The sequence below is a fragment of the candidate division KSB1 bacterium genome (assembly GCA_034506255.1).
Classification (GTDB): domain Bacteria; phylum Zhuqueibacterota; class Zhuqueibacteria; order Zhuqueibacterales; family Zhuqueibacteraceae; genus Coneutiohabitans; species Coneutiohabitans thermophilus.
Map to the genome: position 1 here is coordinate 15,062 of JAPDPX010000002.1, position 12,522 is coordinate 27,583.

The 12,522-nt window shown below is 59.7% G+C and carries 9 protein-coding genes; 5 read left to right on the forward strand and 4 right to left on the reverse strand.

Annotation, left to right across the window (positions count from 1 at the left end; all coding sequences use genetic code 11):
- Window positions 1–31 precede the first annotated feature (31 nt).
- Window positions 32–2,860, reverse strand: coding sequence for an insulinase family protein (locus ONB52_03735; protein ID MDZ7415254.1), 2,829 nt, complete (start codon window positions 2,858–2,860; stop codon window positions 32–34).
- Window positions 2,861–2,985: 125 nt separating this feature from the next.
- Here ONB52_03735 and ONB52_03740 point away from each other — a divergent pair, with 125 nt between their 5' ends.
- Complete coding sequence (locus tag ONB52_03740) at window positions 2,986–3,273, forward strand: hypothetical protein (GenBank protein MDZ7415255.1); 288 nt, start codon at window positions 2,986–2,988, stop codon at window positions 3,271–3,273.
- Between the two features lie 62 nt (window positions 3,274–3,335).
- On the opposite strand, the gene nagB is transcribed toward ONB52_03740, so the two are convergent.
- The 3 genes from nagB to fumC are packed head-to-tail and all read right to left on the reverse strand — an operon-like array spanning window position 3,336 to window position 6,031.
- The gene (nagB, locus tag ONB52_03745; GenBank protein ID MDZ7415256.1) at window positions 3,336–4,079 is read right to left on the reverse strand and encodes a glucosamine-6-phosphate deaminase; all 744 of its coding nucleotides are present in this window, start codon (window positions 4,077–4,079) and stop codon (window positions 3,336–3,338) included.
- A 12-nt stretch (window positions 4,080–4,091) separates the two neighbouring features.
- Entirely contained in the window at window positions 4,092–4,586 is a 495-nt protein-coding gene (locus ONB52_03750) for a DUF1572 domain-containing protein (GenBank protein ID MDZ7415257.1), read from the reverse strand.
- Between the two features lie 53 nt (window positions 4,587–4,639).
- Complete coding sequence (gene fumC / locus ONB52_03755; GenBank protein MDZ7415258.1) at window positions 4,640–6,031, reverse strand: class II fumarate hydratase; 1,392 nt, start codon at window positions 6,029–6,031, stop codon at window positions 4,640–4,642.
- A gap of 563 nt (window positions 6,032–6,594) precedes the next feature.
- Between fumC and gatB the strand changes: the two genes are divergently transcribed.
- The 4 genes from gatB (at window position 6,595) to ONB52_03775 (ending at window position 12,476) form a co-directional block, all read left to right on the forward strand.
- The gene (gatB, locus tag ONB52_03760) at window positions 6,595–8,046 is read left to right on the forward strand and encodes an Asp-tRNA(Asn)/Glu-tRNA(Gln) amidotransferase subunit GatB (GenBank protein ID MDZ7415259.1); all 1,452 of its coding nucleotides are present in this window, start codon (window positions 6,595–6,597) and stop codon (window positions 8,044–8,046) included.
- A gap of 195 nt (window positions 8,047–8,241) precedes the next feature.
- Complete coding sequence (locus tag ONB52_03765) at window positions 8,242–9,408, forward strand: threonine synthase (protein ID MDZ7415260.1); 1,167 nt, start codon at window positions 8,242–8,244, stop codon at window positions 9,406–9,408.
- Window positions 9,409–10,442: 1,034 nt separating this feature from the next.
- On the forward strand, window positions 10,443–11,423 hold the full coding sequence (locus ONB52_03770; protein ID MDZ7415261.1) for a PEGA domain-containing protein: 981 nt from the start codon (window positions 10,443–10,445) through the stop codon (window positions 11,421–11,423).
- A gap of 234 nt (window positions 11,424–11,657) precedes the next feature.
- Complete coding sequence (locus tag ONB52_03775; GenBank protein MDZ7415262.1) at window positions 11,658–12,476, forward strand: cytochrome c biogenesis protein; 819 nt, start codon at window positions 11,658–11,660, stop codon at window positions 12,474–12,476.
- Window positions 12,477–12,522: the final 46 nt, after the last annotated feature.

Here is a 12,522-nt window from a genome sequence, read left to right on the forward strand (position 1 = left end):
CGCGCCTGCCCGGTATTGTTTGTGCTTGTTCTCAGTTCACAGGATTGCCGTCTTTGTCCAGCAAAATTGGATCGCCCAAGCCCAACTGCTTGAGACCCTCCAGTTGCGTGGCGGCATCGCCGACGACGAGATAAATCATGCGCTCGGGATCGATGTATTGCCGCGCCAGCGCCTGGTGCCGCGCCGGGCTCATCTCCGCCAGCATCTTTTCCCGTTGCTTGATGTAGTCGAAGGGCAGGCCATAGAGCGCGATTTGATCGAGCATGCCGCGCAGCGCGCCCAGGGTTTCGAAACGCAGGGCATTGGCATTCAGCAGGGCGTTCCTGGTGAAGGCGAAATCCTCCTGTGAGATGCCCTGGCGATACTTCGCCATCTCATCTTTGAAGATTTGCACCGACTCCTGTGTGGCGTTGGAGCGCACGCCGGCGGAGGCGACAAACGGACCGGGAACCAGGCTGCCCAGGAATGCCGAGCGCGCGCCATAGGTGTAGCCTTTTTGCTCGCGCAGAATGAGATTCAACACGCCGTTGAAACTCCCGCCCAGCTTGTAATTCATCACGGTGGCGGCATAATAGTCCGGGTGGGTGAAAGGCAGTGCCAGATAGCCGATGCGGATTTGCGACTGCTTCGCGCTGGGCATGTCCACGAAGTACAAGCGCGCTTTCTCCACCGCCGGCGGCAGGGGATAGTCGGGGAATCTCACCTCCTTCGCCGGCCATTTTTGTTCCAGCGGGGCAAACAGTTTGATCGCCCTGTCCCGGGAGAGGTTGCCCACCACGGCGATATGCGCAACCGTGGGGGAATAGTTGCGCTGGTAGAAGGCCTTCAAATCCGCAACGGTGATCTGTTCGACCATCGCCGGTTCGCCCAGCGTGGTGTGGGAGAGAATGTGGCGCGGGCCGTAGATCAGCTTGCGGTGCACTTTTTCCGCCACGCTGGCGGGATCGACATTGCGGCGGTTGATGGTCTCGAGGGTTTCCTGCTTGAGCCGGGCGAATTCCTTCTCATCCCAGCGCGGCTCCAGCAGCATCTCCTCGAAGAGCGCATAGGTTTGCTCGAGCTTGGAGGCAAGCGTGTTCGCCTGAATGACGATGGTTTCGTCCGTGGTGTACATCTGAATAGTGGCGCCCAGCGCTTCGATGGCCTCCTGGAGTTCCAGCGGCGTTTTGTTTTTGGTGCCCTCCATCATGAGGTCCGTGATCAAATTGGCCACACCCACCCGGCCGGGGTCATCCAGCAGCAGGCCGCCTTTGAGGGTGAGGGAAAAATCGACGAGCGGCAATTCCTTGTGCTCGATGCCATAAAGGCGCAGACCGTTCTTGTACGTGTGTGTCCAAATCTTCGGCAGCGTGAGAGCCGGCGGGGGGCCGGCGGGCGGCTCCACGGAGCGATCGAAACTCGAAGGCAGTTTTTCTGCGGGCACCGCCGCGGCCGCTGCCTCCGGCGTGGCGGGTTTCGCTTCGGTAATGGCCTCCTCCACCACCGGAAAACGTTCGGAGTTTTCCGCCACCAGTTCCACTTTGCCCTTCGGCACGAAGCTGGTCAGCACATAGGGTTTGTTTTTGAGATACTGGTGGTAGACGCGCCAGATGTCCTCCGTCGTGACGGCCAGCGAGTTTTGAATGTCCTGCGTGAGGAAATCCGGCGAGCCGGCCAGTTCGTTGTAGGTGGCGAGCTGAAAGGCCTTGCTCAGGATGCTCGCAATCCCGTTGTAAAAGTCGGTCTCGATTTTGGCCTTGATGCGCGCCAGATCCTGCGCGGTGAATTTCTCCTGCTCGAAACGCGCAAAGGCTTCGTGAATGGCTTTTTCGACCTCGGTCAGATTTTTGTCGGGAAAAGTGCGCACCCGGCATTGGAAGTAGCCGGCAATTTCCATGCTGCGCTGATTGGCCGAGACCGCGGGCGCGAGCTTCTTTTCCTCGACGATCACCTTATAAAGCGGCGCTTTCTTGCCGCTCGCCAGCAGCTCGGCCAGCAACTCCAGGGCATAGGCATCCCTGTGGTATTGCGGCACCGTCGGGAAGGTCATGGTCAATTCCGGCGAGCGGGCAAAATTGTCCTCGTGAAAGGCGCGTTTGGTTTTTTCCAGGCTCACCGGCATGGGCCGGGGATCGGCCACCGGCGGCGGGGAAGGCAGCTCGCCGAAATATTTCGCCACCCATCTTTGCGTCTGTGCCCGGTCGAAATCGCCGGCGATGACCAGCGTGGCATTGTTGGGGCCGTACCATTTCTGGAAGAATTTCCGCACATCTTCCAGCGTGGCATTTTTGAGATCCTCGAACGACCCAATGACCTGCCAGTTGTAGGGATGATCTTCCGGGAAAAGCAATTTGTGAATGACATAGCTGGTGTGGCCGTAAGGCACGTTGTCAACGCGCTGCCGCTTTTCATTCTGCACCACATCCTGTTGATTGGCAAAGGCGGCGGCCGTCACCGTGGGCAGCAGATAGCCCATGCGGTCCGACTCCAGCCACAGGCACATTTCCAAATGGTTGCGCGGCACGATCTCGAAATAGCCGGTGTAGTCGTGGGTGGTGAAACCGTTGAGGGTGCCGCCCACGCCCTGAATCTTTTTGAAGAACTGGTCCTGCCCGACATGCTGCGACTCCTGAAACAGCATGTGTTCGAACAAATGCGCGAAACCGGTGCGCCCCTTCTCCTCGCGGTTGGACCCGACGTGGTAGAAAATGGCCACCGCCACGATGGGATCCGATTTGTCCTCATGCAAAATGACTTCCAGGCCGTTGGGGAGTTTGTACTTCTCATAATCAATTTTCAGGGCCGGCTGGTCACCGGCGTGCAAGCCGGTGAGACCCAGCACCGCGACCAGCCCCACCGCCATCAATCCGGCATGTCGCATCTACTGCCTCCTCTCGGGAAGATGGGTTGAACAACGGGTCGTGATCTGTTGCATGCCCTCGCCAAAATGCGTTTTGGCTGTTGTGCTGCATGACAGGTGGTACAGTATTACCCGGGAAAACTATCATGACCGCGAAGATTTGTAGCGCAGGCATCCTGCCTGCATTGGTTTGCAGACAGGATGTCTGCGTTACGGCATTGCCACGCAAACGCTGTCGCGCAGGCTCCCGGCCTGCTGATTTTTTAGAAAGACAAAACCCCTGTTTTCACCGCGATGTCGCCATGTCGGCGAAGCGCAATGCCTGGTTGCAAGAGTTGTCATCAAACTTGGTTGGCCGGCTGGTCGCCCTCCCAACCAAACGAGACCGGGTTCTCGCAACCTTCGCATGTTGCGGCGGCGCGGTTCTGAAATAATTCCGGCAAAAAAGTCAGCGCCCTCGGACTGGCAGTCTGTTTGCGGGGCGGCATCACCCGGCTCAGTCCGTGTAGATCATTTTCAATTTCGAGGCCGCTGCCTTGTCGACGATCACGATCGCATAGCGGTGCAATTGTACGATGGAGGCGGGACAGGCGGCAGTGATGGGGCCTTCGCAGGTGGCGGCAATGGCGTCCGCCTTGCCCGCACCGCTGGCGAGCAGGAGCAACTGCCTGGCATCCATGATGGTCCCCACGCCCATCGTGATCGCGAATTTGGGCACTTCCTCCGGTTTTTTGAAGAAGCGCGCATTGGCTTCGCGCGTCGTGCCGGTGAGTGTTTTGATGCGGGTGCGCGAGCCGAGCGAGGAGCCAGGCTCGTTGAACGCGATGTGGCCGTTGGCGCCGATGCCCAGGATTTGCAAATCGATACCGCCCGCTTTTTTGATCCGTTCTTCATACCACTCGCAATGTGCCGCGATGTCATCGGCCATGCCCATGGGAATGTGCACGAAGCGCCGGTCGACATTGACGTGCTTGAACAAATTCTCCCACATGAAGTAGTGATAGCTCTGGTCGTGCTCGGGTGGCAGGCCGACGTACTCATCCAAATTGAAAGTCGTGACCTTCGAGAAGTCCAGGCCTTCGTTCTGGTGCATGCGAATCAGTTCCTTGTACAGTCCCAGCGGCGTGCTGCCCGTGGCAAAACCCAGCACACAATCCGGTTTGCGGCGCAGCAACTGCGCGACGATTTGCGCGGCGGCGCGGCTGAGCTCTTCATAGTTCTCTTTGATGTGAACCAGCATGGCGGCAAGCTCCTAAAGATTCCAAAATTTCAAATCCACACCGGTGCGCAACTTGGTCAGATAGATGATTTGGCCGGTGTGATAGGAAAAATGTTCGACCACGTGAAAAACCGCGCGCAGCACGGTTTGATCGAAGCCCTGAATGCGGCGCGGCTGCGGCAAATCCTCTGCGGTGAGGTGTTGCAGCACACCGTCGACTTCGGCGAGGGTGGTCTCGAGCTGCTGCAGCAATTCCGCTTTGGGCAGCGGGCCGGAGGCGGCAAACTCGGCCTCGCGCACGCGCACATCCGGCCGGCCGGCTATGCCGTGCAGAATCCATTGCCGCACATTGCCGCACAAATGCAGAAGCAAATTGCCCGCGCTGTTGCTGGCGGCATTGGGCCGCCACCAGATGTCCTCCTCCGGCAATTGTGCCAGGCAGGCGCGCAGCCAGGGCAAATATTGCTGCAGGAGGTGAAAACGGGCTGCTTCGAGGAAAAGCCGGGTGAGGGCGGTGGCATCGTTCATGGCAGAGTCCGTGAGTGAGGTCTGCAACCAAAGCATTCGCGGTGATTGTGGCTTCAGGCCTGCGGCCCCAGCATTTTTTCCGGACGGACGTAGGCATCAAACTGCTCGGCGGTCAACAGACCCAGCTCGAGAGCGGCTTCGCGCAGCGTTTTGTTCTCCTGGTGTGCCTTCTTTGCAATCCTGGCGGCATTGTCGTAACCGATATAAGGATTGAGCGCGGTGACCAGCATCAGGGAATTTTCCAGATGTTTTTGCAGGTTGCGGTGGTTGGGGGCAATGCCGGCGGCACAGTGTTCTTCGAAGCTCGCGCAGGCATCCGCCAGCAGCCGGATGGACTGCAGCAGATTGTAAATGATCACCGGCTTGAAAACGTTCAACTCGAAATTGCCGGAGGCGCCGGCGAGGTTGATGGTCACATCATTGCCCAAAACCTGCGCCGCCACCATCGTCATCGCCTCCGATTGCGTGGGATTGACCTTGCCCGGCATGATCGAGCTGCCCGGCTCGTTTTCGGGAATCGTGATTTCGCCGATGCCGCTGCGCGGGCCGGAGGCCAGCCAGCGGATGTCGTTGGCAATTTTCATCAACGAGCAGGCGATGGTTTTCAAGGCGCCGCTGGCCATCACCAGCGCATCGTGGCTGGCGAGCGCTTCGAATTTGTTGGCGGCACTCACGAAGGGGTAGCCGGTCAATTCCGCGATTTTGGCGGCGGCTTTCTCCGCGAATTGCGGATGGGTGTTCAGGCCGGTGCCCACCGCCGTGCCGCCCAGCGCCAGCTCATACAAATCCGGCAGCACGGCGTGAATCCGGCGCACGCCCTGATCGAGCTGCCGCACATAGCCGGAAAACTCCTGGCCCAGGGTGAGCGGCACGGCATCCATCAAATGCGTGCGGCCGATTTTGATGACGTCCTTGAAAGCCGCGGACTTGGCGGCCAGCGTGTCGCGCAGCCGCCTCAGGGCGGGCAGCAGCCGGTGATGCAGTTCGTGCACCGCGGCAATGTGCATGGCCGTGGGAAACGTGTCATTGGACGATTGCGCCTTGTTGACGTCATCGTTGGGATGAATCGGCTGCTTGCTGCCCAGCTTGCCGCCGCTGATTTCGATGGCACGATTCGAGATGACTTCATTCACATTCATGTTGGTCTGCGTGCCGCTGCCGGTTTGCCACACCACCAGCGGAAAATGATCGTCGAGCTTGCCGGCAATGACTTCCTCGGCGGCCTGCACGATCAGCCCGGCCTTTTCCGCGGGCAGCAGGCCCAGCTCCTGATTCACCAGTGCGGCCGCCTTTTTGAGAATGCCGAAGGCCCAGATCAATTCCCGCGGCATGCGCTCCGTCCCGATCTTGAAGTGTTGCAGCGAGCGCGCGGTTTGCGCGCCATAATACCGGTCGGCCGGCACCTGTACTTCTCCCAGGCTGTCGGTTTCAATACGATAATTCATGTTCTTCTCCATGAAGGGCAGGAAGGATGGCTCGCGTTGGTTCTAAAACGACGCAGGCAATATAACCAGGAAAGAGAGTGGGACACAAGCACGTTTTGCCGACCAGCGTGACGCTGCGGGTGTACGGCATTGCCCCCCGGATAAGCTCTCGCGACCGCGCCGTTTGGGATGACAGAGTTTTTCGCAGATGAGCGCAGTTGCAGAAATAAGTGTTGATCAACGTTCCTCCGATTTCGAATGCGGAGCAACGCCGACTGCGAAATTCGCCCGTTCGCCGAAGACGTCCCGTTTTTTTCCTCTCATCATGGAAATAGCCCGCCTGGCGGCCTTCGCCCAAAGTCTCCGGCAAAGCCGCTTCTCCCGGTGCACTCTGCGACGCGGAGAGGCGGACAGGGTCGCATTGCGCTTGCTGGCAACAACCGGCGTGCGTTGCACCGGCCGGGTTTTCGCGGGCAAGGCCGCGGCAGTTGCGCTGTACGATTTTCTTTTGTATGTTGCCCCACCGGCGAAACGGCAATTGGTGCCGGCGCCCGAGTTTCGCTCTTCAACACCGACGCAGCCTCATGCCCTACGAACCTGTCATTGGCCTGGAAGTGCACGCGCAACTGCTGACGGAATCCAAGCTGTTCTCGCCCGCCAGCACCAAATTCGGCGCGGCACCCAACACCCAGGTGACGCCCGTTTGCGCCGGCCTGCCCGGCGTGCTGCCCGTGCTCAATCGCAAGGCGGTCGAGCTTGCCATCAAAATGGGGCTGGCCACCCATTGCACGATTGCGCCGGTTTCCCTGTTCGCGCGCAAGCATTATTTCTATCCCGATTTGCCCAAGGGTTATCAAATCTCACAATATGAAGAGCCGCTGTGTGAGCACGGCTGGCTGGAGATCGAGCCGGAGGAAGGCGGCGGCAAGCGTGTGCGCATCGTGCGCATTCATCTCGAGGAAGATGCCGGCAAGCTGATTCACGCCGAGCCATTCGTCGACCCCGAGGAAACGCTGGTCGATCTCAACCGCTGCGGCGTGCCTTTGATCGAGATTGTCAGCGGGCCGGATCTCTCCTCGCCACGCGAGGCCGCGCTTTACCTGCAGCGCATCCGCCAGCTCGTGCGCTATCTCGGCATTTGCGACGGCAACATGGAGGAGGGCAGCCTGCGCTGCGATGCCAACGTCTCGGTGCGGCCCGCCGGTCAGCGGGAGCTCGGCACCAAAACCGAAATCAAAAACATGAACTCCGTGCGCCAACTCGAACGCGCACTCGAGGTCGAGATTCGTCGTCAAATCGATCTTCTCACGAGTGGCGCTACCGTGGCGCAGGAGACGCGGTTGTGGGATGCCGGCCGCGGCCAGACCATGGCGATGCGCTCCAAGGAGGAGGCGCATGATTATCGTTATTTCCCCGAGCCTGATCTTGTGCCGTTGCACATCGACGCTGCCTGGCGCCAGCGGGTGCTGGCCAGCCTGCCGGAGCTGCCCTGGACGCGGTGTGAGCGGTTCCGCGCGCAGTATCAGCTCTCCCGGGCGCACGCGGAGGTGCTCACCGAGGAACGCGAGTTGGCCGATTACTTCGAGGCGGTGGCGGCCGGCGTGCGGGAGGTGCAGCAGGCCGCCAATTGGGTGATGGGTGAAGTCCTGCGCGTGCTGCGCGAGCAGAAAATCGCAATCACCGCCTTCCCGCTGGCGCCCGCGGCGCTGGCTGAACTGATTCGATTGGTGGAGCAGGGCACCATCAACAACAAGACTGCCAAGGAAGTGTTCGAGCAAATGCTTTCGACCGGCAAAAGCGCGGCGGCGATTGTACAGGAGCGGGGATTGGAACAAGTCTCCGATCAGGCTGAGATTGCACAAGCCGTGGCAGCGGTGCTGGCGGCGCATCCCGGGGAAGTTGCGCGCTATCGCGCCGGTGAAACCAGAGTCTTTGGTTTTTTGGTGGGACAATTAATGAAGGCCACGCGTGGCAGGCTGAATCCCCAGCTCGCCAACGAATTGCTGCGTGCCAAACTCCTCACGCCGCCAACCTGACGCCCGTTGCCCCGCCATCGCAGACTCGCAAGTGCGGGGCCTCTGCCGCCGTCCGGCTGTTGCAGTACACTCTTGCGAGTTTCCGCCGTGCCCACAGTTGCTGAGGCCCGGCCCAGCCATGACGGAAATCTTTTGGGAGGCCAGCGTTTTGACAATCTCTCACCTGCCGCCCGCTGAGTGACAATGAGGCATTCTTTGCGATCTTTTTTCACCCATCTCGCCTGCACGCGTTGTGACCGAACTTTCGACCGGCACGAACGCTGCGAGTTGTGCGGGTGTGGCGCGCCGCTGTTTGCCTGCTATGACATTGCCGCCGCGCGCCGGCATTGGTCGAAAGCCGATTTGTTGCATGCACCGGCCAGTTTATGGCGTTACGCGCCCATGCTGCCGGTGTTGGAGGACAAGCACCGCATCTCCCTCGGTGAAGGCTGGACGCCGCTGCTGCCGGTGGAGAGGCTCGCCGCCCAGTTTGGTCTGGCGCATTTGTGGATCAAGGACGAATCACCGAATCCCACCGCCTCGTTCAAGGCACGCGGCATGTCTCTGGCGATTTCCCGCGCCCGGGAATTGGGGGTGCAGCAAGTCGCCGTGCCCTCCGCCGGCAATGCCGGCAGTGCCGTCGCTGCTTATGCCGCGGCCGCGGGCATGCCGGCGTATGTCTTCATGCCCAAAGACGTGCCTGCCGCCTTCCGCCACGAATGCGAATTCTATGGCGCGCATTTGGAGCTGGTCGAGGGGTTGATCACCGATTGTGCGAAGCAGGTGCTGGCGGGCAAAGCCACCCAGGGCTGGTTCGATCTCTCGACGCTGAAAGAACCCTATCGCGTGGAAGGCAAGAAGACGATGGGCTACGAACTGGCCGAGCAATTCGACTGGCAGCTTCCCGATGTGATCATTTACCCCACCGGCGGCGGCACCGGTTTGATCGGCATGTGGAAGGCCTTCGATGAGCTGGAAGGCCTGGGCTGGATCGGAGCCCGGCGTCCGCGCATGGTGGCGGTGCAGTCGCAGGGCTGCGCGCCCATCATTCGCGCATTCGAGAAAGGCCTGGATTACGCGCCGGAGTGGCCGCATGCCGCGACGGTGGCGTCAGGCCTGCGGGTGCCGCGCGCGGTGGGGGATTTTCTCATGCTGCACATTCTGCGCGCCAGCCATGGCACGGCGGTGGCCGTGGCGGAAGATGCCATTGCCCCGGCAACCCGCGCCTATTCGCGTGCCACCGGCATTTTCTTTTGCCCGGAAGGCGCCGCCGCGCTGGAGGCCGCGCGCATGCTTGCAGCCGCCGGCTGGATCAAACCACAGGAGCGGGTGGTGGTTTTCAACACCGGCTCCGGCTTGAAATATGCTGATGCCCTGTCCTGAGGGCGGCAGGGACACCAATCTCTTCGAAGTTGTTTCGTTGCAAAAAAGCAAAGATTTTTCGGTTCTATGTCGATTTGTGTGGGCAAATCGTAGCGCGGCACGCGGCCTTGAACCAATTGCCGGGACGCTGATCGACGCAGTGTCGCGCTGATTTTTATCAGTGGCAAACTGGACAAAGCGACGCCGCCAAAATCTCTGCGGCCAAAATGGTGTCTTTGAGGTGAGTTGCCATGCCGCATGCGGCAGCCATCAGAATGAAAATGAATTTTCGTAGTGATGCCTTCAGGCACTGACATCACGATGAAAATGTAGCGCAGACCTCTTGTCTGCAGGCAGACTGGAAGCCTGCGCTACGACATCTTCGTGGTAATTTGCCATGCCTGTGTGGCCTCCCATCGGGATGAAAGCGTCGCGCAGACCTCTTGTCTGCCTGCAGGTCGGCGGCCTGTGCCACGGCATTTTTACGGCATGCGATGACAAGGCAAACGCTGGTCTGGGGAAACACTCTTGTGCAGCACCCGCGGTCGAAGTCTTGCCATTCAGTACCCACAAAAATCAACATAGAGCCGATTATTCCAAGGATAAAATCTTTTCGGTGGGGTTTTGCACTCCGTTGGGGATTTTCTTTTTGGCGGTGGCGTGTTCACCTTGGCGAAGGGGATGGCAATCCCGCTCTCGTGACCGAGTCGTTTCATGCACTGTCCGCGGCGCAGCTTGCCTGGAACAACACCGGCAGCGCCGAGCGGCAGCATACGCAGAGAATGCCGGCCGTCATCCCGCAATAAAATGTGTGGCCTAGCACCGGTGTCCCTGCCTGCAATCAAGATGTTTGCGCCATGTCCCCACGCGTCACCGAGGCATTACCGCCGGCCGTCTGCGATCACATCAGGACGGTGCCTGAAGGCTAAAAAAGCCGCCCAAAATTCCCGTGAACTTTGACGGAAGGTGCGTTGTTCAATGGATGTCCGTTTCCCATTCCAGGGTTCGAGATGCCAGCCTGCATGACAATAAACTTCAACGCATCGGAGGATACCATGCCAGCCCCCAGCCGTTACGCCTTTCATGCTGTCACAGCCTGGTTCGCGACATCGCTCGTGGCGCTGCTGTGGTCTGCCGGACTGTTGGGATGTGCCAGCGGGCGCTTGACCACCGATCGCGCCTATGCCAGGCTCAAGCCCAAACAGCAACTGCCGGAACGCGAATTGCGCGAGCAGCCGGAAAATTTGCTGATCAAGATCACCAATGTCGCCGATGCCGGCAGGAGCTACCGCAACTTTGTGGTGCTGCGTATCAATGGCCAGGAAATCTCTCCCATCGAAAAACTCTCGAATTTCACTTCCACCTATACCTATCCGTTGCGGCTGCAGCACGGAATTTACGAAGTCAAAGCCGAGTATCATGTCGTGGGCTTTTGGCGTGAACAAGTGTTTGACATCGTCACGGATGAGGAAGTGAAGGTGCTGCCGGGACAGCGCACGGTTTTGCAGGTGGCGCTCGACAAAGACAGCCGCGGCTGGCTGCGCCAAAACCCGGCCCGCTTCCAACTGCGTTATGAGCCGTTGCTGGCGGACAAGAAACCCGTGGAAGAAAAGGCGTCCTCCGGGCAGGCTGCAGTCACGACACCACGGCCTTTCATCATTGAGCCCGCGCCCGAAAAGCCTGATCCCCGACCCATCATCACCCGGCCGGCACCCGAGGTGATCGCACCCGCGCCGAGCCAGCCGGTGGCACAAGCCCCGCAGGCGACACCCGCCGCTTCGCAACCGGCGCCTGCCGATGTCGTCACGGTGCAGATCAATACCAGCCCTGCGGGTGCCGAGGTGATCGTGGATGACCGCTATTATGGGCAATCGCCGCTGAAGATCACCCTGACCAACACGCAAAACCACATCCTGCAAATCTCGCGACCCGGCTACCGGGAAGTCGTGAAGATTCTCAATGCCGCGGAATTGCGGGAGCAGCCCTTGCTGCAGCTTCTGATCAAGATGGAGCCGGTCGAAAAGACCCGGGAGTAGGAGCGAGGCATCGGCGCAAGCCGCCGTGCTGATTCATGTGAAGAAGCCCCGGCCTTTGCCGGGTATGCTTCACCTCTGTTGAGCCAGCCTGTCAGGCGACGGGCTGGCTTTTGTGTTTGAATTCTTGCAAGTCAGAAATATTTGCCTATCTTTAGCCATCCTGCAGCCGCTGTGCCCGGACGGTGGTGACCTTTGCTCGACGCGGTTTGATGGCTTTGCAAGGCTGGTGTGATCATGATTCCATTGTTGCAGTGGCTGGTGGGTGTTCTCTATGCGGCCGCCGCCAGCCATTACATTTACACCTTTCGCCAGGCGAAGGAACAGGCGGGCCGCGGGCTGAATCCCTTCGCGGTGATGGCCGTGAGCGTGCATTTGGGGTATCTCGTGGCGCTCACTCTGAGGCTCGGGCATTTGCCTGTCACCAGCGTGTTCGAAGCCCTCACCACCTGTGCCTGGCTGTTCGGCGTGGTCTATCTCAGTCTGGAATGGCGGCTGCGCGAGCGCTCGCTGGGCATGTTTATCCAGCCGATCATCATCGTCCTGCACCTGTTTTCGAATTTCGGCATCGCTCTCGACCGCGAGCTGCCGGCCCTGCTGCTGCATGAAATCGTTTATGAAATCCACGTCATCGTGCTGCTGTTTGCCTATTCCGCCTTTGCGATTTCCTTCATCGCCAGCGTGCTTTATCTGTTGCTGTCACACGAGCTGCAAAAGAAAAGCACCGGCCTGTTTTACCGCCGGCTGCCCTCGCTCGCCTTCTTCGAATCTCTGAGCAATCGTGCCATCAACATCGGTCTGGTGTTTTTGACGGTTGGCATCGCGCTCGGCCTCTACGAGGCCAGCAAGATCGCCGAATATTTCCTGACCTGGGATGCCAAGTTTCTCGCGGTCGGGCTGACCTGGTTGATTTACTTCTGGCATTGGGCCAGCCGCCTGTCGGCGGGATGGCAGGGCCGGCGTGCGGCGCTGGTTTCGCTTTTCGGCTTTGGCTGGTTGATGTTTTCTTTTTTGATCGTGTCGCTCGCCTTCACCCGGGTTCACAGCTTTCACTGAGTCACCCAACTCGCGCCCGGCCGCGCTCCCCGGGCCTGGTTTGCGA